This window comes from Alteromonas naphthalenivorans (assembly GCF_000213655.1).
Classification (GTDB): domain Bacteria; phylum Pseudomonadota; class Gammaproteobacteria; order Enterobacterales; family Alteromonadaceae; genus Alteromonas; species Alteromonas naphthalenivorans.
Window position 1 is genome coordinate 1,436,757 of record NC_015554.1, and the last position, 26,169, is coordinate 1,462,925.

A 26,169-nucleotide genomic window follows, 5' to 3' on the forward strand; every position below is an offset into this window, starting at 1 on the left:
TCCCAGTGACCAAAGGGAACGTGTTTAGCGCTTTGTTATATGCTAACAGTTTAGTTTCGGTAACCACTGTACTTCTCCTGATTTTTTCTTGAAAACTATTGGAACAAGTTGTCTACGTTGACCTGAAACTTCAAATTCTGGGACGGTTACTTTGAGAGTGTTTCCAATGCTTTCGGTTATGCTTATAGACTCACTATAAGACATATTGTATTCGAAGACTGAGCCACGATATTTTTGCTTTACAACGCCTCCGACTAGTATTCGTTTTTTCCACTCTTTAAGCGATACAAGTAATGATTTTTCTTCATTAAATTGTATTGCAATAGAGTCTGAATGTAGCTTGATTTCTTTATTTTTTTCTAAGACAAAACCAATTTCCAAAACAAATGAACCGTTGCTTGTCTCTAGCAAATGAGTTTGCATAGTTATACCGTCTTCGATAGTTATTTCTAGGCGCACTTTATTGCTATTCGCGTCGCATGTGCGAGATGCGGCTTGCCCAAGAGGGTGGAAAGGTTGGTAATAAGATCCTCTAGGTTTGGCTATACAGCCAACTAAAGCTAATGAAAGAATTATTAGTAAAAAGCACGAATGTTTCATGGCATATAACTTTAAGCTAAGGGGCGCAGATGCGTGGGGCATAATGGCGAAGCCGCCCCGCGTATAGGCGTCCCAGCGACCGAAGGGAGTGGCTTAAGCGCTTTGTTAGAAGCAGAGCCTATACCTTTGGCCTTATTAAAAACTAATAAAGCCAGCATACGATTGATTGTTAAAGCAAACAAGCAAAATGCCAGCGCAGTGATGTTGCTGATCTGACTGAAGCAAGCCGCCATTTGAACTAGCAAACGCAATGGCGCTTACCGAGTAAAATAAGAATTTGGCGATAAAGCGCCTATTGCGCGACCTTTGAATTTAAAGCGGCGAAGTTAAAAGCACCTAAAGCCAGAGCGATGTTGGGAACAACAGGTGAGGGCGGTTGAATTGATATTTTTATACAGCCAAACGCAGTTTAGGCTGACGCCTTCTAACTTTTAAATAAGGGGCGCAGGCATGTGGGGCATAATGGCGAAGCCGCCCCGCATGTATGCGTCCCAGCCCGCGCAGCGGGCGTGCTTAATTTTTTTGTTATAAGCCATTTTAAATACAACCTAGTTTAGCTACGTTAATCACCACAGCCACCACCAGAATCTGAACCCTCATTCCCCGAATATAGATTGCTACTACCAGAACCGTCCGCAACAGGATTGCGACCTTTTACTTTGGGGTTTATTGAGCGAAGGACAACCAAAGTAATAGCAGGCCCACCTATTGGAATAAGCCAATTGACAAGTAAGGTAATAGCTCGAGAGCTATTATTGATAAACAATGTGCTGTGAACCGCTAGAGTATTAAAAAATGCCCAAGCCAAATGAACACACACAATCCCAGCTAATAAGTAAACCATAAGTTAGGTTTTCCTAGTGGCATATAACTTTAAGCTAAGGGGCGCAGATGCGTGGGGCATAATGGCGAAGCCGCCCCGCGTATAGGCGTCCCAGCGACCGAAGGGAGTGGCTTAAGCGCTTTGTTAGAAGCAGAGCCTTTACCTTTGGAAGTTCTAAAAACTAATAAAGCCAGCATACGATTGATTGTTAAAGCAAACAAGTAAAATGCCAATGGAGTAATGTTGGTGATTTGACTAGAGCAAGCCGCCATTTGAGCTACCAAGTGCAATGGCGCTTGCTAAATTGAATTAAGAACTTGGCGATAAAGCGCCTATTGCGCGACCTTTGAAGTTAATGCGGCGAAGTTAAAACCACCAAAAGCCAGGGCGATTTTGATACAGCAGGTGAGGGCGGTTGAACTGGAATTTTTATAAAGCCAAACGCAGTTTAGGCTGACGCCTTCTAACTTTCCAATAACGGGCGCAGACATGTGGGGCATAATGGCGAAGCCGCCCCGCGTGTATGCGTCCCAGCGAACGCAGTGAGTGTGTTGATTGGGTTGTTATGTACGTTGCTAAAACTGCCTTTCACATGGTATTCCGTCATTGTCGCCGTCCATTTTTGTATTTGGGCAGTTTTCTAAGAAAAATTTTGCTTCTTCATAAGATGTCATTTGACTGCAATGTTGTCTACCATCGCAACGAAATGAAAAACGGTCTGCTTGAATTAGAGTTTCTTGGGTAGGTAAGGCAGGTTGTGGCAATACTTCCACGTTTTGATCGTTCTTGGAATAAATAAAGACACCAACTAGAACGGCTAAAAGTAGTAATAATTTCTTTAACATCTAAATTTCTTCCCTGAGTACATAACTTTTAAATAAGGGGCGCATACACATGGGCTATAATGCGAAGCAGTCCATGTGTATGCGTCCCAGCGAACGAAGTGAGTGAATTAATTTTTTTGTTATACGCAATCACGATAAGACCTCTTGAGCAGTGTTACTTTCTTCTTGAAATTTACCTTCTTTATCAGGCCAAATACATTGAAGAGCGTCAAACTTTTCAATGCTATATATACTAACAGCTGCCCTTAAGTATTCCTCTTTGTTGAGTTCGCTAATTTTACTAAATTTGACCGGATAGCCTTTTATAACCTCTTCACTTAATTGGTTATTGGTAAATCGTTGACCGTTCCTGATTAACTGTCCAATATCGTTGATAAGTGAGTGCATCAATGAGGTATCCAATCCAGACATGATGATTTCAGGATGATCAAGCGTTTCAGTAAAACCTATTGAATATGAAAAGCTCGGAGCATCCTTGCTAAAAACAGAAAGAACATGCCAACCATGTTTCTTAATGTCATCTTCTACTTTTCCCATTACATCCGACATATTCACAGGTTCCTAGTTTGCGTATAACTTTTCAATAACGGGCGCAGGCGCGAAGGGCATAATGGCGAAGCCGCCCTGCGTGTATGCGTCCCAGTGAACGAAGTGAGTGAGTTTATTGAGTTGTTATATTCGTTCATAAATCGCGCCGAAAATTGTAAAAAGTACCAAGCTAGTCCATATCCATAAAGCTACTATATTCGATTTATATCCGCCTTGGCCAAGCTTTGAACTACTACCTGCAAGTTCTTTGAAAGCCTCTGAAAGAGTTTTCTTCCTAATAAAACCGAAAGATACGGGTAAGCCTATAGATAAAATACCCCCAATTGTGAGCGGCCATATTTGATTATTTGGCACTTCAACAAGATTGTAGATTGCGATGCCAACTAATAACCCAGATAGAAATAATAGGAAATGGCATAAACTAATCAGCACTGACGGTTCGTGCTCATGATTCATGGTCAATATTTCCTCAAAGAATATAACTTTCCAATAACGGGCGCAGACATGTGGGGCATAATGGCGAAGCCGCCCCGCGTGTATGCGTCCCAGCGAACGAAGTGAGTGTGTTGATTGGGTTGTTAAGTGCTCTACGCATTTTCTAAAAACAACTTTGCTTTTTTTGGCGATGTGAGATGCACCAACTGAATACCATTAAGTGATTCGCTTGCGAAAAGCTTGGCGTATTTACGCTTGGTTTTCCAGTAGTTTTGTAGCATCCACAGGATGACGGATTCGGAAGACAAAAAATTACGCCGAAAGGATTCTCTATTTCCTGTACCTGCCCAGATTTCCTGTTTTGATGTTGAGCGTTTAAACGAGCGAATGAGGATTTGCTTAAACGTATGAAAAAAGCTGTAATCCAACCAAATAATTGTGTCCACGTATTGCCACTTGAGCGAATTAGTTTTGGATTGATTGCCATCTAATACCCAAGCCTCTTTTTCTAAGTGAGCTTTAAGCAAAGACAAAAATTCTTCGGTTTCCAGTTGCTCCCAATTTGGCAACCAAAACAGCGCATCCATTTCTATGTACTGAATACCTAGCTTTTGAGCAAGCAAGTAACTGAAATGAGATTTACCGCTTCCGCTTGTACCGATGACATTGATTCTTTTCATTGTGATGAAGCCTGACTGGCACTTAACTCCCAAATAAGGGGCAATAACACGTAGGCTAAACTTGGGAGCAAAGCGACCTGAGCCTACGTGTTATTGTCCCAGAGAGCGCCAGCGAACGACTTAATTTGTTTGTTATAAATGATTTACTGATAAAGCTGCAAGTAAAAAGAGCATGCTTTTGGTTTTTCTGATGATGTTTTTTAAAACCAGCCATGGCGCGTATTGAACTTAAGCGGCGTTTAAAAATGTTACTGAATGACAGTTACCTTCGAAGTAGCAACTGCAAATACTGAAACAACAATAAAAGTAAAAGGCGACGGCCTTAAAGAACACTTCAATGAAAAAAGGCGACAAACAACCGCGTTGCTTACGCAGTCGAATGTTTGCAAACTGACACTGCTAATTGAAAAGAAAAACGTGAAGTGACTGACGATTTAAAAAGAGTTTAACCGCAAATTGCGACATGGTTTATAACTTTAAGCTAAGGGGCGCAGATGCGTGGGGCATAATGGCGAAGCCGCCCCGCGTATAGGCGTCCCAGCGACCGAAGGGAGAGGCTTAAGCGCTTTGTTAGAAGCAGAGCCTGTTCCTTTGGCTTTTTAAAAACTAATAAAGCCAGCATACGATTGATCGTTAAAGCAAACAAGCAAAATGCCAGTACAGTGATGTAGGTGATTTGACTGAAGCAAGCCGACCCATGAATTACCAAGTGCAATGGCGCTTGCTGGCCTCGAATAAGAACTTGGCGATAAAGCGCATATTGCGCAACCTTTTAAGTACGCGCGGTAACATTAAAACTACCAATGCTTTGGCGATGATTGAAACAACAGGTGAGGGTAGTTGTACGGTTTTTTTGCTAAACCAATAGTAGTTTAGGCTGACGCCTTCTAACTTTAAGCTAAGCGGCGCAGTTGCGTGGGGCATAATGGCGAAGCCGCTCCGCGTAACTGCGTCCGAACGACCGAAGGGAGTGACTTGAGCGCTTTGTTAGAAGCAGAGCCTGTTCCCTTGGCCTATTTAAAAACTAATAAAGCCAGCATACGATTGATTGTTAAAGTAAACAAGTAAAATGCCAATGGAGTAATGTTGGTGATTTAACTGGAGCAAGCCGCCATTTGAGCTACCAAGTGCAATGGTGCTTGCTGGATGAAAATGAGAACTTGGCGGTAAAGCGCCTATTGCGCAACCTTTGAATTTAAAGCGGCGAAGTTAAAACCACCGAAAGCCCGGGGCGATGTTGGGAGCAACAGGAGAGGGTTGTTGAACTGATATTTTTATAAAGCCAAACGTAGTTTAGGCTGACGCCTTCTAACACTAAGCTTTGGGGCGCTAACATGGGGCTATAATCGCGAAGCGGCCCCGTGTTAGCGTCCCAGCGACCGAAGGGAGTGCCAACAGCGTTTTGTTAGGCGTACAACTGAAAGTACGCAGCTTTGCTGCCACCACTAGCCAATTAGGCCGCGCGTTTAAATTATTGAATTTAAGATAAAACAACCCTGTGCGAAAAGCTAGATGTTAACGGAAATGCTGGAAAAAAGAGCGAGTTTAAACAACTGGAGATGCAGAGTGGTGGCGTTGCTGAGTTGATAAAAAGCGCGTTGCTAAAGTCGTGGGAACTACCGAAACAGTAGGTCGTAAAGACAACCTAGCGAAACAGCCTTGATGCTGTAATGTCACTGCTGAGACTACTTTTTAATGCTGTAAGTAAATGACGCCTAACGCTAAGCTTTGGGGCGCTAGCACGTGGGCTAAAATCCGAACGAAGTGAGTCAGCCCACGTGTTAGCGTCCCAGCGACCGGAGGGAGTGCCAACAGCGTTTTGTTAGGCGTACAAAGGAACGTACGCAGCTTTGCTGCCGCCACTAGCCAAATAGACCGCGTGTTTAAATTATTGAATTCAAGATAAAACAACCCTGTGCGAAAAGCCAGATATTACCAGTAATGCTGGATAAAAGAGCGAGTTTAGAATACTGATGATGTTAAATGTTGGCGTTACGGTGTTGATAAAAAGCGCGTTGCTAAAGCCGTTGAACCTACCGAAAAAGCAAGCTGTAAAGACAACCTAGCGAAACAACCTTGATGTTGGAATGTCACAGTTAAACCTACTTTTTTATGCTGTAGGTAAATGACGCCTAACGCTAAGCTTTGGGGCGCTAACATGGGGCTATAATCGCGAAGCGGCCCCGTGTTAGCGTCCCAGCGACCGAAGGGAGTGCCAACAGCGTTTTGTTAGGCGTACAACTGAAAGTACGCAGCTTTGCTGCCACCACTAGCCGATTAGCCAGCTTGTTTAAATTATTGAATTTAAGATAAAACAACCCTGTGCGAAAAGCCAGATGTTAGTGGTAATGCTTGATAAAAGAACGAGTTTAGAAAGTTGGTGATGCAAAATGTTGGCGTAGCGATGTTGATAAAAAGCGCGTTGCTAAAGCCGATGAAACTACCGAAAAAGGAAGCCGTAAAGACAACCTAGCGAAACAACCTTGGCGCTGAAATGTCACGGTTGAACCCACTTTTTAATGCTGTAAGTAAATGACGCCTAACTTTAAGCTAACGGGCACAAATGCGGTGCGAGAATGGCGAAGCCGCGCCGCGTTTGTGTCCCAGTGACCGGAGGGAACGTGTTAAGCGCCTTGTTATGTGACTTACCCAAAAAGTGCTTTGTATTGTTACGCGAGGACATATTGTTTAATCTCCGGTACTCGTGTGGCTGCTACCATTGTCTCCGCCTCCAAATTTTCCCTTAAAAGGTTTACTGACATCTTTGTCTTGGCTTCGGTGGAAAGCATATAAACCAAGAGCGCCCAGAAAGGGAACAAACCAGACTATTATGATCTGAGCAACTTTTTGGACAATTTCCAAGTCCTCTCTTTGTGACAAAAAAACACAGACACTTAGATTTAAAAGACAAAGTACGATAAGAATTATTGAAACAACATCCATTTTAAAAAGTTTCCTGGTCTCATAACTTTTCAATAACGGGCGCAGGCACGTGGGGCATAATGGCGAAGCCGCCCCACTTGTATGCGTCCCAGCGAACGCAGTGAGCGAGTTAATTGAGTTGTTATGTTTCTAATACTCCTCACCCTCATCCCCTACAAGTCTGGCTCCAAGTAATTTAGCTAACTTTTTGGCTTTCCCTATTTGGGCCTTGTCACTACCTAAAGTAATGCTGCCATTTGAGAATGTGAAATAATATTTTCTGTGTGATTACCAAGGAAAACTGACGGTATAAGTACCAAGCGACTTTGTCATAATATCACTTTTTCGTCAGTAAGGTTGCAGTACATACCCTGTGGTACTGAACAGGGTATGTTTTATGTTACTTAGAAGCCGTTTACTAACGTTTGAATTGCTTCAATAACGATTTCGGGCTGTACTTTGTGGATAGAATGCTGGCGCTCTCCCGTAAATATTAATGTGCTATCAGTAGAACGAGAAGCAAGACTTTCTTGCAGACCCGCCCATATATAATGTTTTGTATTTTTATTCTGAATTTCAGAGGACGGTTGATTTCGAGCGATAACCACTAATGGCAAACCACCATAGTTCGGATTTAGTGTGTCTAATTGATTTAGACTCTGAGGGAAATAACTGGCTTCGTCTAAGCTGGTATACTGATGCTTGGTTGTACTTTTTTTGGCTCTCTCTTCGGGAGAAGTGTTGGATAGATATAATCTAGGCAGTCCGAAAGGGGCTGCCAACATGCCAAATTTCAACACGTACTTTTGAAATAAGCCCGTTCTCGGCATTCTATTTATTTGGTCTTCATGGGCAGAGTCTACCAAAACCAATGCCGCTATATCTTCGGGGTAAGTAAGGGCATAAAGCTGCATATTTACCCCACCAAACGAATGACCAACTAGAACAATTGGCCCTGTTAAATTCTTTTGCTCTAATATTGAATGAAGTTCCTCGATAATGGCTTTACTGTCTCTTTTTTTCGGACTTTCCTCACTCCAACCTAGGCCAGCCCTGTCGTATGTGATGACTCTCGAAAACTTTGAGACTTTGTTTGCTACCTTGTTCCAAACAGACAAGTCATCGCCCATTCCAGAGTCGAAGATTACGTTTACCTTTCCACTTCCACTATCCTCGACGTAAAGGCTATAGCCTCCAACGTCAAGCATTTCACCAGACTTCTCAAAGGAGGATGAATCGACGTAACTTTTATATGATTGATATACAAACCCAACCAGCAGTAAAAGTATTAGACCGAACGAAAAAAATTTGAAAAAAACTCTCATCTGGAAATTCCCTTTATCTCAATGTTTAAGAAGTTCTATTTGTGTTCAGTTTGTTTGATTACTTCTAAAAACTCAAACAATTAATGCACATTGGGATTTCTCAATCCTTAACTGAGTCGTATTAAGTTGATTGCGAAGCCAAATGTTTCGAACACCATTGGCGCTTATATCAATACCGAATTCAGCCTTCATTCTCATTGATACCTTTTGTTGGCCCATATGCGGATTAGATAAAGACACATTGATAACGACTTCCTCAATGGCTCTGTCAGTACGATTTTTGTGATGAAGATCTGGCGCTTCTTGACGTTTTAGAGACTGGATTCCACCTTGTTTAAGCAGTTTTCGGTGGCGATAAATCGTATCGCGAGAGACGCCACTGAGTCGGGATGCTTCTGCTACATTTCCAAGCCTGTTAGCCAACGCTAATACCTCAAGCTTCTTCTGGATCTCATTGTCTTCCGAGGACAGTTTTTCAGGCTCAGTGACTTCTGTTACCTGTAGCTTTCGTCCGGCGAAGTAAGCTTCGAATTGTTTGTTTTTAGCTGTACGAATTTCAATTTTTTGGTTTGCGATTGAATGCTTAAGCGGAGAATCGATAAAGTAGAGTTTTCCGCCGTAGCTAAACGTATGGTCGTTGCGTATTTTTCTGTAGACCTTGGTAATGCAGATATCATCAAGATTGGTGTAGAGTGGTAAAAGTGTATATTCGGTTCCCGATGTTCTTGATTTTACAATCAGTCTCTTACGCCAAAAATGAGGGATGAAGACGTGTTGGAGGTAACTATTCGCACCCGTCATATCACTAATATTGTTAAGTCGTAACTCCGGTATCAACCTGTCTTGCAGGGTATCGAAGGCACGTTCAATTCTGCCTTTACCTTGAGGAGAACTGGCGAAGATAATTTCAATGCCCAACTCCTTACAGGCCCTTTGCATCTGGGAGAAGTTGCAGCGTTTAGGGCCACCGAATATTCCGGCACGATCAACGTATAGGGTTTTAAATACACCGTATTTCTCAACGACTGAGCGCATGACTTTCATACAGCCTTCAGTCGTTTCTGACGGAAAGAAATCAGCATGAATATCGCTATTGGCATCATCAATCATGGCGATTAAACACGACTTCTTATCGCCGAACCAACGATGTGTGCTGCCGTTCATTTGTAGCATTAATCCGGGCGCATCCATTCGCTCTCTGCGTTTGTGAACACGGCTACGCCTGCGCTTAGCCCGTTTTACATGATGGATATCATGTGCCCATTTACGCAGTGTCTCGCGCTTAACAACAATGTGTTCGTGAGTCTCAAGCATCTCGGCGAGGCACAACAAGTTCAGATCATAATATTTCTCGCGGATTAGCGACTGAACTTGCTGCTTAAGGCTGTCAGGCGTTTTATTAACTGGCTCGCTGCCTGTGTTTCCGTGAACGATAAACTGTAACCCTTGGCTTCGGTAACGCTGTAAATAACGTTCAACAGTACGTCTGGATTTATTGAGGAGCTTAGTGGCATTGGCTATCGTAATTTTACGTTCAGCCACTTTTGCAATGACATCAACTGTCAATTGAGCTTTGGAATTCAACACAATCATCCTTAGCGTTCCTCAAATGCACAAAAAAAACATTTAAAGAACACGGTTAAAGATAACCGTCAATTTCCCTTGGTAATTAGTGACTACGACAGAATCGCGTGGTAATTAAAGTACGACAAAATCGCTTGGTGTTAACAGAAATAATATTTTCTGCGTAAAATTGGACTAGTCCAAACGCAACCATTTGGAGTTTGGATTTCAATGGTTTCACCCGTTTCCGGATTTATTGCTTTAGCAACATGCTGCACAGTTAATGACGAATCGCTTTCGCAAATCGCCAACCATTCACCTACAGAAATCTGGTTATCACGCTCAATATGCAAACTATAAGAAGCCATAATATTCCAGCTTATTAATAATAAAATCCCAACTAAAATTTTGCGCATAGTTTTCGAGAAACATAACATTAAGCTAAGCGGCGCAGTTGCGTGGGGCATCATGGCGAAGCCGCCCCGCGTAAATGCGTCCGAGCGACCGAAGGGAGTGGTCTTAAGCGCCTTGTTATAAGCAGAGCCAGTTCCTTTGGTCTTTTTAAAAACTGTTGAAGCCAGCATACGATTGATTGTTAACACAAACAAGCAAAACGGCCGTGCAGTGATGGTTTTGATTTGACTGAAGCTAGCCGCCAGCTGAGCTACCGAGGGTAATGCCGCTTGCTGACTAAAAATAAGAACTTGTCGATAAAGCGCCTATTACACTACCTTTGAATTGAAAGCGGCGGATTTAAACCTACCACAAGTCAGAGCGATGCTAATTAGAAAAGGTGAGGGCAGTTGTACTGATTTTTTAATTAAGCCAAACGAAGTTTAGGCTGACGCCTTATAACACCTAAATATGGGGCACAAACAGGCAGGCTATAATGGCGAAGCCGCCTGCCTGTTTGTGTCCCAGCCCGCCTGCGGGCGACATGATTTTTTTGTTAGGTGCGTTCATAAATCTTCTAGTATTTGTCTGACTTTTTCATAATTTGGCGGAAAGTCACACCCACCAGATGAATACATATTAAGCGTGTCGGACTTTACGTAAAGCGTGAATGATAACCCGTCGCAAATTAATGAGACATCACTTGCGGGATATTCAGATTTCCACTCGCCAACTCCCAACTCTACTAGTTGGTTAATAAGCTTTGTTTGGTCGTCTGAATTCAAAGTCTTTATCTTTAACGCTGGGATTTTTGGCACCCATTTACCTTCATCATTTAGTTTGAAATGATCATCGATGTAAACGTATTGTGCCTCATTTATATAAAATTCGTGCCGATACTGGTTCAGAAAGTGAGATTCTCTAAATACCAGATGCAGTTCCCCCGCAGCTACCGGCCAGGAAAATATAAACAGTACGAAAAATCTAAAACTCACAATTCAGCACCTAACTTTTAAATAAGGGGCGCAGGCATGTGGGGCATAATGGCGAAGCCGCCCCGCATGTATGCGTCCCAGCGAACGAAGTGAGTGACTTAATTTTTTTGTTATATCGCATGTTTGCCAGCGTGCTCAAATTCCATGGTGTTAGCCTGATTGATTTTATGCTGAATGTAAATGACATGAAAAAAAGTACAAAGAATTGGGTTGAGCCAAAGTTTGCTTTGAGGATTGGCGTCATTTAAATCATTAATTCTATTTCTAATTTTTACAAGCCAAACTAAATGAAAAGCCGATGAAATGACGTGCATCGCTTTTGAAAAGAGAAGTAACTCTGGTGGCGCACTCGAAGCAAGGTAAATAAAGAGGCTGAAAAAAGAGACTAAGTGAATGGAAATTGCAGAAAAAGCGAAGTACTTTGAGATAGGATTGTGGGTATGAGGGTTAACTTTCGCAGTGAACGTATAGAGCCGATAAATAAAGAAAAGGCCAAAAGTTAAAACACACCATGCCATAGTTATAAATACTGACTTAGTTTCGAAAATATTTTTCATGCTCTTCCTTGATGCAGATGGATACAGGAATACATGCGGCTAAAGTGACATAGTTCAAGTGTGGAAGAAGAAGTTAAGACTTTCTATGCGATATAACTTTAAGCTAAGGGGCGCAGATACGTGGGGCATAATGGCGAAGCCGCCCCGCGTATAGGCGTCCCAGCGACCGAAGGGAGAGGCTTAAGCGCTTTGTTAGAAGCAGAGCCTGTTCCATTGGCTTTTTTAAAAACTAATAAAGCCAGCATACGATTGATTGTTAAAGCAAACAAGCAAAATGCCAGTGCAGTGATGTAGGTGATTTGACTGAAGCAAGCCGCCATTTGAGCTACCAAGTGCAATGGTGCTTACTGGGTGAAAATGAGAACTTGGCGGTAAAGCGCCTATTGCGCAACCTTTGAAGTTAATGCGGCGAAGTTAAAACCATCAAAAGCCAGAGCGATTTTTGAAACAGCAGGTGAGGTACGTTGAACTGATATTTTTATAAAGCAAAATGTAGTTTAGGCTGACGCCTTCTAACTTTTAAATAAGGGGCGCAGACGCGTGGGCTAAAATGCGAAGCAGCCCACGTGTATGCGTCCCAGCGAACGAAGTGAGTGACTTAATTTTTTTGTTAGGTGCGTTCAACATACATCCTTGTTTTTCTAGAGTAAGAAACATAACACTGAAAAGCTAAAAACAAATAGAAAATTGAAAGTTCTGCGTATGATAGTTCATTAAATTGTTTGAAAGTTTGAGATATCTCGACGGTTGAAAATGCAACTAGAAACATAAGCAGAATAGCTGCAACGAAGATTTGCAGCGCTACAAATATGCGTAGCCCTACAAGTGCGCTGCGAAATCGTCCGCTTATACCAAATACGATCGAAATTAGGATGATAGAGAGATACATGTTTGAAAAGGACATAAGAGACACCAGCGAATAAGCTGTATAAACAATGACAAGGATTAGTAGAGGTTTAGGCATATCAATCAGAGTCATTATAAATTCCTTTTTAGCACATAACGCCGCAATAAAAGGCGAGCGCTGTTTGCGAGTCCAGCCGCGCCTTTTGCGGCGATTTTTAATTGCCTTGTTAGCTTTATAAACCACCAGCTATTATGGATCTTAGTGATTTGATTTTTTCTTTAATCAAATTTTCTTGCAAAGCATATGAATCAGCTATTTTTATAACGAAGCCTTCTTCCCATTCATTAAGCAAATCTTCGAGCCTTTCACTATGAGATGATATCTGAACAAGGATGAACTTTATATCACGTGGTATCTGGGACGAAGCGTCATCTCTTGAATTGTAGTTAGATTCTTTACTATCGTGAAAATTCAGGTCTGAACCAGCACCATCATCTCTGCACCATACATCATAAATTTTAAGCAGTTCCAATATTCTATTGAGCAACTGAATCTCTTGTTGATTAAGTATGCTGTTTCTTTGCAATCGCCTGAGGGAACTTGATATTTCATTTGCTTTAAATGCAGCCACTGCCGCGGCAATAGCTGCTATAGCAGATGATATGGGAACTAATGAATCTAGTATTTTTTCTAATACACACATATCCATATACTCTTATGAGATCAATTCATTGAGAAGCTAACAATTTAGTGTACGGAAAAAATCCTTTATGCAAGGTGGAAAATTTCCATATTTCATTGATTTATTATCCCAGTCTATTTTTTAAGCTCCTGATTGGCAAGTCATTAATGATAACCCCTAAAGCACACCACAAGAAAGGCGGAAAAATTCCGTAATAAATCGGACTTATGCAACTGAATATTTAACTGTGTAAATAAACAGTATTTTTACAAAGTAATTTTTGTCTAATAAATCTCAAATTCCGCAATAGTAATCCTCTTACTGTAAGTAAACCTAAAAATAAATTTATTGATACAAATAGGCATTTTTTAGCGATTATTACGCCTGATAAATCTAGCTTTCAAGCACTATAATGCACTTTATAGTGCGGTTTGAATGTAAAGCACGTCACAAAGACTAACGCGGGTTACCACAAGCAAAGCGGTGACTGAATAATCAACATTGGCAGGTAATTTTATGGCGACGAATAACCCATTTGGCCCTAAAGGTTGGACTCCCGAGCGTTTGGGGTCTCTTTCGGGAAAAACGTTTCTAATCACTGGCGCAAATAGTGGGGCGGGGTTTCAGGCTACGCGAATCTTGCTATCGAAAGGGGGGAGCGTGGTAATGCTAAATCGTAACCCTAGCAAATCAGAAGCTGCCATCGCCAAGCTACAAACCGAGTTTGGTGATGAAGCTAAAGTCAGTTTTATACCATTAGATTTAGCGGAATTGGCGTCAGTAAGGGGCGCGTCGCAAGAAATACTAGAAAAGGTGCCTAAAATCGATGCGCTTATGTGTAATGGTGCAATTGCTCAAATTTCCACACAACAGCTAACTGTCGATGGGTTTGAAAGTCAGTTAGGGGTAAACCATTACGGTCATTTTTTATTATGTGGTTTGCTCTTTGAAAGAATTGAAGCATCAAAAGGCAGAATTGTAGTGGTGTCTAGTGAAGGCCACAAAATGGGATTAAGAGCCATTCAATTCGATGACATGAATTGGGATAAGAACTACCATCCAAATAAAGTGTACAGCCAAAGTAAGCTAGCTCAAATGATGTTTGCCTATGAACTCCAAGGCAAAATAAAACCGCTGGAAAAAGTGTGAAGGTATACGTTTGTCACCCTGGGGCTTCTAATACTTCCCTTATTAGGGAAAGCGCGAGTTTAATGACCCGAATTTCGTGGGCATTTATGGTTAAGATCGGCCTGGCGCAAACGGCTGAAAAGGGCGCGTACCCAGAGGTAATGTGTGCCACCGAAGAAAACTTAAAAGAGCGTGCTTATTATGGCCCAACGGGGCTAATGAATTTTGGTGGCCCGGTAGGTGAGGGTAAGCTTGAATCATTTGTTGTGCAGAAAGACGCGTTAACTCGGTTGTGGGCGCTTTCTGAGAAAGAAACTGCTATTAACTGGCCGCTTTAATTTAATAAGACAGGCGCTTTATGCTTGGGCTCAAAGATGAAAAAATTAATTTTTGGTGTGGGTATCAGTATGTTAATAACAATGAATTCATCGGCTAACAATAGTAGTCAGTTAAGCAATACTCAACAGGCTGCTCAAAGCTTTGAACAAAACTCCGCTCAAAGCTTAATACAAGATATTGAGGGTAATGTTTATCGCACTGTGAAAATTGGCGATAGAGTCTGGCTGGCTGAGAATTTAAGGTCGACTAAATTTCAGGACGGTACCCCGGTTAATACGGGTTTCGTCCCGGATGATAACGACAAAAATCTATCAAGCTATGGCAGGCTTTATGATTGGAATGATGTTTCCAACTCGCGAAATATTTGTCCTGCGGGATGGCGTGTGGCATCAGATGAAGACTGGAAATCGCTAGAGACAGCTATTGGTATTGTCGAATCAGATCTTGATAAAGAAGGATGGAGAGGCGAGAAAGACGTGGCTATTACACTTAAAGCTGCGCAGCCAAATACTTTGTTTAAGCGTTTTGACCAGTCCCAAGTCAATAAGTATAAATTTTCTGCTACGCCAGCGGGTGTAAAGCTTGGTAATTGGTATATAACCCAAGGCATGTATACTGAGTTTTGGACAAGCAGTAATGCCACTGAAAAAGAGGCTTTTGCAAGAACACTTGCCTATTCGTGGTGGAACTCTCATAAGGGAGAAATTCGCCGAACTAAACTCAAAAAGAGTTATATGTTATCGGTTAGGTGCGTAAAAATGTAGGTTAAATGATGCTCCGAACAATTGTTTTAACGGTTTTATTGCTAGTGCTTTTTCTAACTACGGGTTGTGCTACCTCTGAAGCGAAGCCGCTTAATTACCAAGCAGATGATGAGATTGTTGTGCTAGCCCTCGGGTTGGGTAGAAGTGATTGGGCAATGTGGCGTTTTGCTAAGCGGTTGGAGAACGCGAACTATAAAGTATGTCTATTAGACTACGCTACCATCGGGGTGAGTGTGGCTTCGGTATTAGATGAAACAGCCAGCCAAATAGATGTGTGCCTACAAAATGCCCCCAAAGTACATTTTGTAGGGCACTCGCTTGGTGGTTTAGTCATTAGAGCATACTTGCAAAACCATGAAGAAGCCTTAGAAGCCGTGAACGTGGGAAAGGTAGTACTGGTAGGTACACCAAACAAAGGCAGTGAATTAGCCGATCATTATAATGACAGCTGGTTAATGAACCTAGGTGGGGGAATTAGCCGTGCGTTAGTCACTGGCACTAGAAGCTTGGGCAATAACCTTGATGCGGTAGATTTCACTATTGGCATTATTGCGGGCACCAAGCCGTTAGGCTTAACGAACGACAGGTTCAACGGGCCAAACGATGGCCTGGTATCAGTAGAGTCTACTAAATTGGAAGGCATGACTGATTTTATCACCATCGACGTTGGCCATTCTCAAATGCGATATAGCGAAGAAGTGGCAAAGCAAACTGTTCATTTTTTACAAAAAGGCGCATTTGACCACTAGCGCCATGCTGCTCACCTTTGTTAGGTGAGCGTTTCGTAATTAGTAAATACTTTATAAAGCTGTGTGCCACTTAATACCGATGCAGACGGAAAGTGCAAAATAGGGATTAAATCGCAAGGAGCGTTTAATAAGCGGCTGCCATTATCGTTATCAAGCTCGTCAATATTTAGAATTTTCGCAAGGGGCTCACCAGCCTTAATGCTTTCCCCCGGTTTTGCCAGGTATTCCACCATGCCGCCCCAGTCAGTAAACAGGGTTTTATAGTCTTTTAGCATTACCCCTAACCGAGTCATATCATTAGGCTTAACATCACAATTGTGCAGTGCGCCTTTTGCATTTAGGTAACTGAGTATACTAAGTGCATCCACATCGCCCTCGGTGAAATTAATCACCTCTTGGCTACCCATTTCAAGCGTAAAAGCTTCAACGTTAAACTCAATATTTCGCTGCAGGTTTGCCTCAATACTTTCTTGTAGCGTCCACCATGGGCAAAAAGTAGCTTCATCTAATGCGCCAGCAAAAACATTGGGAATAAAAATACAATGGGGTATGTTAAACAAACTAGCGCTAGGCTTAGCATACTCAGGCACATAAATATGGCGTGTTGAAACAGGGCCGTTATGCAAATCCAGTACAAAATCAGCGTTCACCGCTAATTGCTGTAGTTTTAAGTTTAGCTGCTGTGCTAAGCCCAAACCCCAAGGTGTGGCAAGCTTAGTATCTATCGCGTTTGATAAAAACGCTCTGAAACGCTGCTTTATGCCTTGTACCGACTCTTCTGGGGTAACGGTGTTAGCAAATTGCTCAACACTGTCTTTGTCAAAATGATAGCCTCGGTTCCAATTGGTGCCGTTGACAGGGTCGAAGCGGCCCATGGTGTATTCGCCGGCTTTTATATTAGTGCCCACCGGGTTGCAATTGGGTACCAAGATAACTTCACCACAAATATCCATGTCTTTTAAGCGTTGGATAAGGTGGTATATCACTACGTTACCTTGCACTTCGGCGCCATGTATCGAACTTTGAATGTATACGGTGGGGCCGGGTCTTGCGCCTCGCATTCTGTAAATGGGCACATTCATGTTTCTGCCAGAGGCGTTTTGCGCCACGACAATATGCTGCTTAACAACCTCAGTTGTCATAACTCTCTCTTTTTAATTCGTTGTTATTCATGTCGTTGTTAGTTATTGATGCTCTCGTTAGCGCTAATGCTAGCGCTTATATTAGTGCCAATATAAGTACTTATGCAGGAACTTATAAAACGCCCATGCTAATACTTTTGTTACTCATATGCGCTAACCTTCATCAACATCTTTATTCTGATTACCACAAACATCACACTGCAGTGTGGCGGGTAGCGTCCATTGTTGCCATTCATGCTGCAAACCATCGAAGGTCAACAAGGTATTTACCTGAACTGAACCTACTCCCATTAATACCTGCATGGCAAGCAGTGCTTGGTAGGTCCCTACAATGTTCACGATGGGCGAAAAAATACCTGCTTCGGTACAGCTTAATTCAGGCGCGCTAAATAACCTACGTAAACACGCATAGCATTGGCTTTCGCCGGGTTTAGCTACGAATAATTGACCTTCAAAGCGAATGGCTGCCCCAGAAATTAAAGGAACGCCGTGTTTATAACACAAGCGGTTTATAAGGTCGCGGCTTTGAGTATTATCGGTGCAATCAAGCACAATGTCGTGCTCGCCAAACAGTTTGTGGGTATTGATTTCAGGTTTCTCTAATTCAGTCGCACCTGTCTTAGTAGCCCCTTCCTCTGCGCTGTTTGTCTCAGTGCGTTCTTCTCCCGCGCGGTTTCCAGCAGTAAGTGGCATATTGTCTTGAAGCAAACTCGCTTCAATACTGACAATTTCACAATCGCTATTCATTTGCGATAGTCTGACTTTCGCTGCCATCACTTTTGACTGTCCAACTTGGCTTTCATCGAACAAGGTTTGGCGGGGGAGGTTGGTATGCTCAACAATATCGTTGTCTATCAGCGTAATTTTGCCCACACCACTGCCACATAAGTTCGTGGCCGCCGCATTACCTAAACCGCCTACACCAATTATTAGAATGCGAGACGACGCCAACAATTCCTGACCATCAATATCAACTTGAGGCAGTACAATTTGCCGGTTGTATCGCATTACCTGCTTAGTAGATAGCGGGGTTTTCATTTACGCATTAACCTTAGTGTAAAAATAAGTGAGCAAGTAAGGCACAGTAGCAAAAAGGAAACTGGTTGCCCAAGTAATTGACATCCAAGCTATTGAATACAATCCTTTTACCCTCATAGATAAATTGTATTATTTACGTTGTGCTTTTTAGCTTTACCACTATTTTTAATTCATATTGGTACAAGGCAATGAGTCATGCTCCCAATCCACAACAATTTTCAGGTTGGGCGCAGCATGTTATAAAATCGACTCTTTATAACAGCTCAGCGTCTGACTAAAAAACCGGAGCGCCGCTGGCGCAGTATATGTTGCCGCATACATCAATGTGGTAAGCTGAACGTAACATGATGTATTAATTTAGGCGTACTTTATCAAAGCCTGAATAAATGTCGCATATCAATTTAGGATTTCTTATGTCTGTAGTTAGTCAGCCGCTTAATTTGGCGGTACTTACCATTTCTGACACCCGCACACTTGAAAATGATAAGTCAGGGGATTATTTAACTAACGCATTAAATACTGCGGGGCATAACTTAGGCGACAGAGCCTTAGTAAAAGACGATATCTATCAGCAGCGCGCTATAGTGTCGGCGTGGATAGCAAACCCCGATATTAACGGTATATTAATTACTGGTGGCACGGGCTTCACCCACAGAGACTCTACGCCAGAAGCTATCAGTGTGTTGTTCGATAAACAGGTCGATGGCTTTGGTGAATTGTTTCGCCAGGTAAGCTACCAAGAAATTGGTACTTCTACCATCCAGTCTCGCGCTATTGCTGGTTTTGCCAACAATACTGTCATCTTTTGCTTACCCGGCTCTACAGGCGCTTGTAAAACCGGTTGGGAAAAAATTATTGCTAGCCAGTTAGATGTCGATTTTAAACCCTGTAATTTCGTTAAACACTTGGTGTCGTAATGGCCACATTTAGTCATTTAAATGCAGGCGGCGAAGCTAACATGGTGGATGTTAGCGATAAAGCAGTAACCGTCAGAGAAGCCACTGCCCAAGGGTATTTATATACCAGTCCAGAGGTTATCGACCAAATAAGCAATGCCACTATTGCTAAGGGCGACGTATTTGCCGTTGCGCGTATTGCAGGTATTCAGGGGGCAAAGCGATGCGCCGATCTCATTCCATTGTGCCACCCTCTTGCGCTCTCGAAAGTAGATGTAAACTTTGCCATCGAGCCCGAAAATAACCGCATAAAAACCACCTGTTTTTGTAAACTAAATGGCAAAACAGGGGTAGAGATGGAAGCCCTTACTGGTGTGAACGTGGCCCTGCTTACCTTGTTTGATATGTGTAAGGCTATCGATCCTGGTATGCGCTTAGAAGGCATTCAGGTACTTGATAAAAAAGGCGGAAAAACAGGGCATTGGAAAAGTGATAATGAATCGACTAGCAGCCACACCAACGACAAAAAAACATTAGGTGAGTAATTTACCTTCATAGGAAATAAAATGAATGTAACCGTGAAAACCTTTGCGCAATTACGTGAAATTACCCAAGAAGGTAGCTTTACATTAACGCTGCCTGAAAGCGCCGTTACTATGGGTGACGTTATTACCTTGCTAAAAAGCCGTAGTGACAAATGGTCGCAAGCGCTTGGTGCCTCTGCTGGTAGCGAAAATGGCAGTGTATTAATGGCGCGAAACCAGCAACTGTGCGATATACAAACTCATGTGCAACCAGGTGACGAACTAGCCTTTTTCCCACCAGTAACAGGGGGGTAATCATGTTCGCATTAATTGGCGACGCCGATTTCGATCAACAGTGGTTATACAATCGCTTACGCCAAGAAGCTAGCCAAAAAGCCAAAGGCAATGTAGGCGCTATTGTTACTTTTACCGGCTTGGTACGAGACAACAATGCCGATGGTAATATTTTAGGTATTGAGCTTGAACATTACCCTGGCATGACAGAGCAAGCCCTAACCAACTTAGTGCAAGAAGCCATCACTCGATTTTCGCTAACCTCGGCAGGCGCGGTTCACCGTGTTGGCCGATTATATAACGACGAGCAAATAGTCTGGGTTGGCACTGCCGCACCCCATCGCGCTGCGGCATTTGAGGGTGCTAACTTTTTGATGGATATGCTGAAACAATCGGTACCCTTATGGAAAAAAGAGTTCACCCGAGATGATTCACGATGGGTTGACGTAAAGTCCTCAGACGATAAGGCCGCTTTGGCCTGGCTGAGAGAAAAATAGCAATGGCGGTTGGCGCAAAGATACCGGCGTGTTCAAAAATGATACTCGCGTGTTTAAGAATTTCCCCCGCGTTTTTAAGCATGCAAGTTGGTAACCCTAAAGGCCGCGCGGGTACGTTTCTACCTGTTGTTTTTTTTACTCTGTGTCTTGCCTGTAATGCGGCAGTATCAAACAGTAATCTCTCTTCATATGAACAGACCGACGCTTATAAAAATGCCATTGCTGATAATAATGCTATTTCCAAAAACAACCATCAGCATGATGAACACCATGAAGTAGTCGCTTCTAAAAAAGATGCCGCCACTAATGACACGGCAGTGCCCATATTGTCTTCGCCATTACAAATTGCTGTAGCCGCAAATTTTGCTAAACCTTTACGCACCATCGCCAATGATTATTTCAAGAAAAGCGGGCAAGAAGTCAGTGTTACCGTTTCTTCCAGTGGAACCCTATTTGCGCAGCTTACTCATGGTGCTCAATTTGATGTATTCCTCTCTGCCGATACAGCCAGGCCCAATGCGTTGATAAAGGCAGGGCGTGTTAGCGCTGAAGATGTGCATGTTTACGCTAAAGGTAGGTTGGCCTTTCTGTCTTCTCATACTACCGCTTCAACACCACACTTTACTGCTGGGGCATTGGCTGGGAAAAAGCTGGCTATCGCTAACCCTAAACTTGCTCCTTATGGCAACGCAGCAAAGCAGTATCTTGTTAATACCAATCAGTGGAATGCTGTTTCCCCCCATATTGTGATGGGTAAAAACGTACTTCAAACCTATCAGTTTTTTACTACAGGTAACGCCGATTATGCCTTGGTGGCATACTCCCTCGCCCTAGCTGACAAGCGAATTAATTGGACTGATAAGCGAATAAATGAGGCTGATGAGCAAAATATTTCTGGGCGCAATGCTTATGTCGAAAGCGGGGTCGAAGGCGATGGGGCAATACTCATTCCCGACACCCTACATCAACCAATATTACAAAGCCTTGCAGTTACCGCCGCAGCCGACAGAAAAGCCGCAGCATCTGCATTTGCTCGTTACTTATTGTCATTAGACGTACAGGGAAATTTGCCCAATTGGGGCTATCAACCCGCTGATGATTCATTATCGGTTAGCGTAACTTCCAGTATTAATGAGAACAAGCGAGTAGATAACAGAGTCACTAGGGGTATACCATAAATGCTAGAACATAGCGCCTTTGCTGCGGTAGGGTTAACCCTAAAACTGGCCTTTTTAACCAGCGTGCTGTTAATGGTATTGGTTACTCCTCTGGCGTGGAAGTTGGCAAATTGGCAACATAAATTAAAACCCGTATTCATGTCGGTACTTGCATTACCTTTAGTGCTTCCACCCACCGTGCTCGGCTTTTACCTGTTGGTGGCTTTTTCGCCCCAAAGCCCAGTTGGGGAAGGGTGGCAATGGCTCACAGGCCATCAGCTAGCGTTTAGTTTTGAAGGCTTAGTGATAGGCTCTTTTATTTACTCATTACCCTTTGCGCTGCAGCCCTTGTATAGCGGCTTTACTCAACTCGATAAACGGTATGTTGAAGTGGCGCATTCATTAGGCTTTGGAAAAATAGAGGCGTTTTTCAGCATCATACTTCCTTTGTGCAAAGCGCCGTTGATAGTGGCATTCGGTCTTAGCTTTGCGCATACCATTGGTGAATTTGGTGTGGTGTTAATGATTGGGGGGAATATTCCAGGCGAAACCCAAGTGCTCTCAATTGCATTGTATGAACACGTTGAAGCCTTAGAATATGGCCAAGCACATGCACTTTCGTTGGGGCTACTATTGTTTTCATTTTTACTGCTTACGCTGCTGTATCGCTTTAATGGAAAAGGAGGGCAAGGTTGGAGTTCAATATCTCGTTAGAAAACCGCATTAATGCGAAATCCGCATTACCATCTTCCATGCAGGTAGTGGGTATTACCGGGCCATCAGGTGCGGGTAAAAGCAGCTTGCTTCGTGCGCTAGCTGGGTTCGAACAAGAAGCATCAGTAAGTGTTAATTGGTTTGCTGAAGATGCTAAACCTATTGCTAGCGCAACAGTTAACGCGCATTCAGCAACCAAGGAAATAAACGTAAATAGCGCGCCCATCCGCGTGCGGGTAGGTTTGGTATTTCAGCAGCCTATGCTATTTCCTCATGTAAATGTAAAAGGTAATTTAGCACTGGCCGAACGTCATGCTGGCTCAAAGGCGTTAAAAGTTGAGCATGCTATTGCTGGTTGTGAGTGCGAACATTTACTGCATAAATCAATAGACAGCCTTTCAGGTGGTGAAGCGCAGCGGGTGGCATTAGCGCGTGCATTGGTTAATGGGCCAGATGTGCTGATGCTTGATGAGTCGTTAAGCGCATTAGATGCGGCTTTACGCAGCAAAATCCTACGATTTCTAGTCAAAACCTGTGGGCGCCTAAATATAAAATTGATCATGGTGTCTCACGATGTTCAAGACTTGGCTCTATTCTGTGATGGGCTGATATCTGTTGTTGATGGCGAGGTAGAGGCGACGGGTTCAGTAGCTTACGTTATGGCGAAAATCGCTAGCCAAGGAAGCGTAGAAAACCCCTGTGCCATTTTAGAAGGTGAGATAATTAAGAACTCGGATGATTTTCCTCACCCGTTTACGCGTTTGAATGTAAGCGGCAATATATTGTACGCCAAAGCTACCGTGCAATGTGATAGTAAACTGAATACAAATAATAAAGACGAGCAAGGGTTGAGCACTGACCAGCATCAGCAGCGAGGAAAAATAGCCGTTTTTGCCAGCGAGGTGAGTATCGATACCAATACAAAAGTGAATGTGCCCTCTAGCAGTATCTTAAACGCGTTACCGTGCGAAGTAGTGGAAATTTACCACCCTGAAATACCGCAATCTGAAAACCAGCAACTACAAACCGCAATCGTGATGCTAACTCATGGTAATCAAGTGTTGTATGCCAGAGTAAGCACCTTGTCGATTGAAAGGTTGAAACTTGAACCTGGTTTATCCGTGGTGGCTAGGTTCAAACTTCAGTAGGTTTGCAAAGCGTTTTAAAGTGCAGCGTTTACTATTCCTAGGTACTAACTTCCTAGATCTAAGTTCTCTAGATCTAAGTTTTCTAGGTCTAAATTCCCAGCCTTATATTCCCATTGTCTAAATTGCCGCTGAATAGCGAGAGATATGATGATCTTTATTTAGGTAAGCATCGAACCTTGCACATATTGCTCTTATATAAATGCGAGACTTATCTGGCACACTAATATATCGATCGCGAAGTTCAATAATACCGTCGTCTACTAACGATTTAAGGCTCGTTAATTCAATACAGAAATAGCCATTGAATTTAATATTGTACTTGTCTTCAATATCTTTCTTATCTAAATACAAATTACACATTAAAGACATAATCACGTCTCGACGAATGCGATCGTCTAGGGTTAACGCAATGCCGTTGGCGGTTAGCGGTATGTCGTTGTCCAACCGGTTGTAATAGTCTTTAAGTTGTTTGGGGTTCTGGCCATATGCATTGCCTATTGTACTAATGGCAGATACGCCCAAACCAAGTAAGTCACTGTTTTTATGCGTGGTGTAGCCTTGAAAGTTTCGGTGCAATACGTGGTTATGCTTAGCCATGGCTAGTGTGTCGCTGGGCTTCGCGAAGTGATCTAAACCAATCATTTCAAAGCCTGTTTTAGAAAAACTTTCTACTGCCATTTGGTGCATTGCCGCTTTTTCATCAGGGGTGGCTAGGGTATCTAGCGGTATTTTGCGTTGGGCTGCGAATCTGTCTGGTAAGTGGGCATAGCTAAAAAGTGACACTCGGTCGGGTGACATGGCTTTTACCGCCACTACCGTGGTGCGAAACTTCTCCATAGTTTGTTTGGGCAAACCGTAAATTAAGTCCAAATTGACCGAGGTATAGCCTATGTTTTTTGCATCAAACACTAATTTGGCAATGTGTGCGGTACTTTGAACCCGATTGATAGACTGCTGAACATCTACATTAATATCTTGTACACCAAAGCTAACACGGGTGTAACCTAATTCATTTAAATCTTTTAAGTATTCACAAGTCACATTTCTAGGATCTAACTCAATTGAAAATTCAGCTTCGCTGGAAATAAGAAAGTGTTTCTTAATCAGATACATTAAATAGGTATGTTGTATCGTTGAAAGAAAACTTGGGGAGCCTCCACCTAAATGAAGGGCTACCACTTTCTTATCTTTATAAAGCGATTTTTTCGCTACCATCTCTTTTTCAATGTAGCTAAGGTAATGGTCGGCTTTTTCGTTGTGGCGAGTTACTATTTTATTGCAGCCACAGTAATAGCAAAGCTGTTCGCAGAAAGGGATGTGAATATATAAGCTTATGGTATCGGCGCCGCAGTTTTCAGACGCGCTCTCTAATAACCCTCGTTCACCGACTCGAATTTAAGCGCAGTAGGGTAAGAAGTGTAACGTGGCGCCTGTTGTGCATATTTTGTAATTGTACTTGTGGCGCGATCAATTGGCGAATTCATAGGTATTTTCTGCTTAGTTTGCTAGTAAAGTAGCGAAAGACACTTATACAGGGGGTCTTTCTTTCGTGGTAAACCCATTTCATCATTGATAATAATGCAAACTAGTAAGGTGTTTATTGATCTCGTTCAAGGTTTTGCTCTTAAACATACTCATTATAGTCAGTTTTCCAATTTTGCTAGTACAAGGCCTGCTGGTAAGGAAAAAAACGCTCAAATTACCGGAACCTACCGGTAAAAGAGTGGGTTGCTGCCAGTGCGCTAGCAATGCCTCCAACAAGGTGCATCTTAAAGGCGATGCGCATAGCGGCGTTCCGGTAAGCTGTCAGCAAATAAAGGCTCCCTTGGCGTTGCTTATTGCGGGAGATTCCGCTGCCGCTGGCGTGGGTGTATCTACTCAAGAACAAGCACTGTCTGGCTGGTTAATTAACAGTTTGTCGGAAAACTTTTGCGTTAATTGGGAATTAAAGGCCAAGACAGGGGTTAACAGTACGGATTTGTTATCCATGTTGCAGCGGGCTAAACCCAACCGTGATCCTACGTATGATGCTAATTCAACGTCCCTCTCAACAATCACTTCTACCCATAGTTTCGACACGCCTCTTCAATGCAGATCGTTCGACGTGGCGGTTATTTCAATAGGGGTAAATGATGTAACGGGTTTTACGTCCTTGCGCCGGTGGCGTAGTAATGTCACGCAAATAATCGAAATACTAAAAGCGCGATACCAGTGCAGGTTGGTGGTATTTACCGCACTGCCTCCTATGCACGAATTTCCCGCGCTACCCCAACCGTTACGTTGGGTGTTAGGGCAAAGAGCGAAGTACCTCAATACCGCCTTGCTTAAGCTGGTGAACAAATATCATGGGGTTAACGTACTCACACTAACCTTAAACCCAATAGGTAATGATCAATCAGACAACACGCTCAAATACATGGCTGAAGATGGCTTTCATCCGCAAGTTGCAGGCTATCAATTGTGGTCTAACGCTGTTGTGAAGTTAGTGAACGAAGAACTTGATGAATTGGTCGGTAAAAATAGCAATGTTGGTTGAAGCTGAAAGGTTCACCCCTACAATACA

At 42.8% G+C, this 26,169-nt stretch carries 29 protein-coding genes and 1 pseudogene; 15 read left to right on the forward strand and 15 right to left on the reverse strand.

Features of this window, described 5'->3' with window-relative positions; all coding sequences use genetic code 11:
* Positions 1 to 42 precede the first annotated feature (42 nt).
* Positions 43 to 600, reverse strand: a complete 558-nt coding sequence (locus AMBT_RS22555) for a hypothetical protein (RefSeq protein ID WP_013783743.1) — start codon at positions 598 to 600, stop codon at positions 43 to 45.
* Positions 601 to 633: 33 nt separating this feature from the next.
* On the opposite strand from AMBT_RS22555, the gene AMBT_RS22560 reads away from it, so the two are divergent.
* Entirely contained in the window at positions 634 to 816 is a 183-nt protein-coding gene (locus AMBT_RS22560) for a hypothetical protein (RefSeq protein WP_013783744.1), read from the forward strand.
* A 346-nt stretch (positions 817 to 1,162) separates the two neighbouring features.
* On the opposite strand, the gene AMBT_RS06195 is transcribed toward AMBT_RS22560, so the two are convergent.
* The 5 genes and pseudogenes from AMBT_RS06195 to AMBT_RS06215 all read right to left on the reverse strand — a co-directional run bounded on the left by AMBT_RS06195 (position 1,163) and on the right by AMBT_RS06215 (position 3,932).
* Positions 1,163 to 1,444 carry a hypothetical protein gene (locus AMBT_RS06195; RefSeq protein ID WP_013783746.1) on the reverse strand — a complete coding sequence of 94 codons (282 nt, stop codon included), beginning with the start codon at positions 1,442 to 1,444 and terminating at the stop codon, positions 1,163 to 1,165.
* 554 nt (positions 1,445 to 1,998) lie between these two features.
* A pseudogene (locus tag AMBT_RS23030) lies at positions 1,999 to 2,130 on the reverse strand (excalibur calcium-binding domain-containing protein); the annotation flags it as partial.
* Positions 2,131 to 2,397: 267 nt separating this feature from the next.
* Positions 2,398 to 2,817, reverse strand: a complete 420-nt coding sequence (locus AMBT_RS06205) for a DUF4262 domain-containing protein (protein WP_013783749.1) — start codon at positions 2,815 to 2,817, stop codon at positions 2,398 to 2,400.
* A gap of 123 nt (positions 2,818 to 2,940) precedes the next feature.
* Positions 2,941 to 3,273, reverse strand: a complete 333-nt coding sequence (locus tag AMBT_RS06210; protein WP_013783750.1) for a hypothetical protein — start codon at positions 3,271 to 3,273, stop codon at positions 2,941 to 2,943.
* Positions 3,274 to 3,404: 131 nt separating this feature from the next.
* The gene (locus tag AMBT_RS06215; protein ID WP_013783751.1) at positions 3,405 to 3,932 is read right to left on the reverse strand and encodes a P-loop NTPase family protein; all 528 of its coding nucleotides are present in this window, start codon (positions 3,930 to 3,932) and stop codon (positions 3,405 to 3,407) included.
* 255 nt (positions 3,933 to 4,187) lie between these two features.
* Between AMBT_RS06215 and AMBT_RS22570 the strand changes: the two genes are divergently transcribed.
* Positions 4,188 to 4,358 carry a hypothetical protein gene (locus AMBT_RS22570; protein WP_013783752.1) on the forward strand — a complete coding sequence of 57 codons (171 nt, stop codon included), beginning with the start codon at positions 4,188 to 4,190 and terminating at the stop codon, positions 4,356 to 4,358.
* Between the two features lie 2,900 nt (positions 4,359 to 7,258).
* Here the strand turns inward: AMBT_RS22570 and AMBT_RS21880 are convergent.
* From AMBT_RS21880 to AMBT_RS06250, 5 genes are all read right to left on the reverse strand, one after another.
* The gene (locus tag AMBT_RS21880; RefSeq protein WP_158306764.1) at positions 7,259 to 8,062 is read right to left on the reverse strand and encodes an alpha/beta fold hydrolase; all 804 of its coding nucleotides are present in this window, start codon (positions 8,060 to 8,062) and stop codon (positions 7,259 to 7,261) included.
* A 189-nt stretch (positions 8,063 to 8,251) separates the two neighbouring features.
* On the reverse strand, positions 8,252 to 9,772 hold the full coding sequence (locus AMBT_RS06235) for an ISNCY family transposase (protein WP_013783758.1): 1,521 nt from the start codon (positions 9,770 to 9,772) through the stop codon (positions 8,252 to 8,254).
* A gap of 131 nt (positions 9,773 to 9,903) precedes the next feature.
* Complete coding sequence (locus AMBT_RS22885) at positions 9,904 to 10,350, reverse strand: hypothetical protein (protein ID WP_232363198.1); 447 nt, start codon at positions 10,348 to 10,350, stop codon at positions 9,904 to 9,906.
* 351 nt (positions 10,351 to 10,701) lie between these two features.
* Positions 10,702 to 11,130 carry a hypothetical protein gene (locus AMBT_RS06245; protein WP_013783760.1) on the reverse strand — a complete coding sequence of 143 codons (429 nt, stop codon included), beginning with the start codon at positions 11,128 to 11,130 and terminating at the stop codon, positions 10,702 to 10,704.
* Positions 11,131 to 11,240: 110 nt separating this feature from the next.
* The gene (locus tag AMBT_RS06250; protein WP_013783761.1) at positions 11,241 to 11,687 is read right to left on the reverse strand and encodes a DUF6688 domain-containing protein; all 447 of its coding nucleotides are present in this window, start codon (positions 11,685 to 11,687) and stop codon (positions 11,241 to 11,243) included.
* A gap of 120 nt (positions 11,688 to 11,807) precedes the next feature.
* Between AMBT_RS06250 and AMBT_RS22575 the strand changes: the two genes are divergently transcribed.
* Positions 11,808 to 11,981: a hypothetical protein gene (locus tag AMBT_RS22575; protein ID WP_013783762.1), complete on the forward strand. Its 174-nt coding sequence runs from the start codon at positions 11,808 to 11,810 to the stop codon at positions 11,979 to 11,981.
* 785 nt (positions 11,982 to 12,766) lie between these two features.
* Here AMBT_RS22575 and AMBT_RS06260 read toward each other — a convergent pair.
* A complete protein-coding gene (locus tag AMBT_RS06260; RefSeq protein ID WP_148259082.1) occupies positions 12,767 to 13,237 on the reverse strand; it encodes a hypothetical protein in 471 nt (156 codons plus the stop codon).
* Positions 13,238 to 13,732: 495 nt separating this feature from the next.
* On the opposite strand from AMBT_RS06260, the gene AMBT_RS06265 reads away from it, so the two are divergent.
* From AMBT_RS06265 to AMBT_RS06275, 4 genes are all read left to right on the forward strand, one after another.
* A complete protein-coding gene (locus AMBT_RS06265) occupies positions 13,733 to 14,365 on the forward strand; it encodes an SDR family NAD(P)-dependent oxidoreductase (RefSeq protein ID WP_232363199.1) in 633 nt (210 codons plus the stop codon).
* A 62-nt stretch (positions 14,366 to 14,427) separates the two neighbouring features.
* Complete coding sequence (locus tag AMBT_RS22890; RefSeq protein ID WP_232363200.1) at positions 14,428 to 14,682, forward strand: Rossmann-fold NAD(P)-binding domain-containing protein; 255 nt, start codon at positions 14,428 to 14,430, stop codon at positions 14,680 to 14,682.
* A gap of 36 nt (positions 14,683 to 14,718) precedes the next feature.
* Positions 14,719 to 15,447, forward strand: coding sequence for a fibrobacter succinogenes major paralogous domain-containing protein (locus AMBT_RS06270; RefSeq protein WP_013783765.1), 729 nt, complete (start codon positions 14,719 to 14,721; stop codon positions 15,445 to 15,447).
* A 5-nt stretch (positions 15,448 to 15,452) separates the two neighbouring features.
* A complete protein-coding gene (locus tag AMBT_RS06275; protein WP_013783766.1) occupies positions 15,453 to 16,196 on the forward strand; it encodes an alpha/beta fold hydrolase in 744 nt (247 codons plus the stop codon).
* Between the two features lie 20 nt (positions 16,197 to 16,216).
* On the opposite strand, the gene AMBT_RS06280 is transcribed toward AMBT_RS06275, so the two are convergent.
* Both AMBT_RS06280 and AMBT_RS06285 read right to left on the reverse strand, forming a co-directional pair.
* Complete coding sequence (locus tag AMBT_RS06280) at positions 16,217 to 17,338, reverse strand: M14 family metallopeptidase (protein WP_013783767.1); 1,122 nt, start codon at positions 17,336 to 17,338, stop codon at positions 16,217 to 16,219.
* A 153-nt stretch (positions 17,339 to 17,491) separates the two neighbouring features.
* Entirely contained in the window at positions 17,492 to 18,376 is an 885-nt protein-coding gene (locus tag AMBT_RS06285; protein ID WP_013783768.1) for a HesA/MoeB/ThiF family protein, read from the reverse strand.
* 413 nt (positions 18,377 to 18,789) lie between these two features.
* Between AMBT_RS06285 and moaB the strand changes: the two genes are divergently transcribed.
* From moaB to AMBT_RS06320, 7 genes are read left to right on the forward strand one after another with little or no spacing between them, the layout of a single operon-like run.
* Positions 18,790 to 19,293: a molybdenum cofactor biosynthesis protein B gene (gene moaB, locus AMBT_RS06290; protein WP_013783769.1), complete on the forward strand. Its 504-nt coding sequence runs from the start codon at positions 18,790 to 18,792 to the stop codon at positions 19,291 to 19,293.
* Complete coding sequence (gene moaC / locus AMBT_RS06295; protein ID WP_013783770.1) at positions 19,293 to 19,817, forward strand: cyclic pyranopterin monophosphate synthase MoaC; 525 nt, start codon at positions 19,293 to 19,295, stop codon at positions 19,815 to 19,817. The genes moaB and moaC overlap by 1 nt, the downstream gene beginning before the upstream one ends.
* A 21-nt stretch (positions 19,818 to 19,838) precedes the next feature.
* A complete protein-coding gene (locus AMBT_RS06300; RefSeq protein ID WP_013783771.1) occupies positions 19,839 to 20,111 on the forward strand; it encodes a MoaD/ThiS family protein in 273 nt (90 codons plus the stop codon).
* Positions 20,112 to 20,113: 2 nt separating this feature from the next.
* Complete coding sequence (locus AMBT_RS06305) at positions 20,114 to 20,587, forward strand: molybdenum cofactor biosynthesis protein MoaE (protein ID WP_013783772.1); 474 nt, start codon at positions 20,114 to 20,116, stop codon at positions 20,585 to 20,587.
* A gap of 2 nt (positions 20,588 to 20,589) precedes the next feature.
* Positions 20,590 to 21,765: a molybdate ABC transporter substrate-binding protein gene (gene modA, locus AMBT_RS21885; RefSeq protein WP_013783773.1), complete on the forward strand. Its 1,176-nt coding sequence runs from the start codon at positions 20,590 to 20,592 to the stop codon at positions 21,763 to 21,765.
* Positions 21,766 to 22,458, forward strand: a complete 693-nt coding sequence (gene modB / locus AMBT_RS06315; protein WP_013783774.1) for a molybdate ABC transporter permease subunit — start codon at positions 21,766 to 21,768, stop codon at positions 22,456 to 22,458.
* On the forward strand, positions 22,437 to 23,606 hold the full coding sequence (locus tag AMBT_RS06320) for an ATP-binding cassette domain-containing protein (RefSeq protein WP_013783775.1): 1,170 nt from the start codon (positions 22,437 to 22,439) through the stop codon (positions 23,604 to 23,606). The genes modB and AMBT_RS06320 overlap by 22 nt, the downstream gene beginning before the upstream one ends.
* A gap of 117 nt (positions 23,607 to 23,723) precedes the next feature.
* Here the strand turns inward: AMBT_RS06320 and hemN are convergent, their stop codons facing one another.
* Complete coding sequence (hemN, locus tag AMBT_RS06325; protein ID WP_335328950.1) at positions 23,724 to 25,001, reverse strand: oxygen-independent coproporphyrinogen III oxidase; 1,278 nt, start codon at positions 24,999 to 25,001, stop codon at positions 23,724 to 23,726.
* A gap of 262 nt (positions 25,002 to 25,263) precedes the next feature.
* Between hemN and AMBT_RS06330 the strand changes: the two genes are divergently transcribed.
* Entirely contained in the window at positions 25,264 to 26,142 is an 879-nt protein-coding gene (locus AMBT_RS06330; RefSeq protein WP_232363201.1) for an SGNH/GDSL hydrolase family protein, read from the forward strand.
* Positions 26,143 to 26,169: the final 27 nt, after the last annotated feature.

Excerpts from the sequence above, each read along its gene's own strand:
- moaB (WP_013783769.1), top strand. The coding sequence starts at position 18,790 with ATGTCTGTAGTTAGTCAGCCGCTTAATTTGGCGGTACTTACCATTTCT.
- AMBT_RS06280 (WP_013783767.1), bottom strand. The coding sequence starts at position 17,338 with ATGACAACTGAGGTTGTTAAGCAGCATATTGTCGTGGCGCAAAACGCC.
- AMBT_RS22570 (WP_013783752.1), top strand. The coding sequence starts at position 4,188 with ATGACAGTTACCTTCGAAGTAGCAACTGCAAATACTGAAACAACAATA.
- AMBT_RS06250 (WP_013783761.1), bottom strand. The coding sequence starts at position 11,687 with ATGAAAAATATTTTCGAAACTAAGTCAGTATTTATAACTATGGCATGG.
- AMBT_RS06265 (WP_232363199.1), top strand. The coding sequence starts at position 13,733 with ATGGCGACGAATAACCCATTTGGCCCTAAAGGTTGGACTCCCGAGCGT.
- AMBT_RS06270 (WP_013783765.1), top strand. The coding sequence starts at position 14,719 with ATGAAAAAATTAATTTTTGGTGTGGGTATCAGTATGTTAATAACAATG.
- modA (WP_013783773.1), top strand. The coding sequence starts at position 20,590 with ATGGCGGTTGGCGCAAAGATACCGGCGTGTTCAAAAATGATACTCGCG.
- AMBT_RS06195 (WP_013783746.1), bottom strand. The coding sequence starts at position 1,444 with ATGGTTTACTTATTAGCTGGGATTGTGTGTGTTCATTTGGCTTGGGCA.
- moaC (WP_013783770.1), top strand. The coding sequence starts at position 19,293 with ATGGCCACATTTAGTCATTTAAATGCAGGCGGCGAAGCTAACATGGTG.
- AMBT_RS21880 (WP_158306764.1), bottom strand. The coding sequence starts at position 8,062 with ATGCTTGACGTTGGAGGCTATAGCCTTTACGTCGAGGATAGTGGAAGT.
- AMBT_RS06210 (WP_013783750.1), bottom strand. The coding sequence starts at position 3,273 with ATGAATCATGAGCACGAACCGTCAGTGCTGATTAGTTTATGCCATTTC.
- AMBT_RS06215 (WP_013783751.1), bottom strand. The coding sequence starts at position 3,932 with ATGAAAAGAATCAATGTCATCGGTACAAGCGGAAGCGGTAAATCTCAT.
- AMBT_RS22555 (WP_013783743.1), bottom strand. The coding sequence starts at position 600 with ATGAAACATTCGTGCTTTTTACTAATAATTCTTTCATTAGCTTTAGTT.
- AMBT_RS06285 (WP_013783768.1), bottom strand. The coding sequence starts at position 18,376 with ATGAAAACCCCGCTATCTACTAAGCAGGTAATGCGATACAACCGGCAA.
- AMBT_RS06260 (WP_148259082.1), bottom strand. The coding sequence starts at position 13,237 with ATGTGTGTATTAGAAAAAATACTAGATTCATTAGTTCCCATATCATCT.
- AMBT_RS06205 (WP_013783749.1), bottom strand. The coding sequence starts at position 2,817 with ATGTCGGATGTAATGGGAAAAGTAGAAGATGACATTAAGAAACATGGT.
- AMBT_RS22890 (WP_232363200.1), top strand. The coding sequence starts at position 14,428 with ATGACCCGAATTTCGTGGGCATTTATGGTTAAGATCGGCCTGGCGCAA.
- AMBT_RS06305 (WP_013783772.1), top strand. The coding sequence starts at position 20,114 with ATGTTCGCATTAATTGGCGACGCCGATTTCGATCAACAGTGGTTATAC.
- modB (WP_013783774.1), top strand. The coding sequence starts at position 21,766 with ATGCTAGAACATAGCGCCTTTGCTGCGGTAGGGTTAACCCTAAAACTG.
- AMBT_RS06300 (WP_013783771.1), top strand. The coding sequence starts at position 19,839 with ATGAATGTAACCGTGAAAACCTTTGCGCAATTACGTGAAATTACCCAA.
- AMBT_RS06235 (WP_013783758.1), bottom strand. The coding sequence starts at position 9,772 with ATGATTGTGTTGAATTCCAAAGCTCAATTGACAGTTGATGTCATTGCA.
- AMBT_RS06275 (WP_013783766.1), top strand. The coding sequence starts at position 15,453 with ATGATGCTCCGAACAATTGTTTTAACGGTTTTATTGCTAGTGCTTTTT.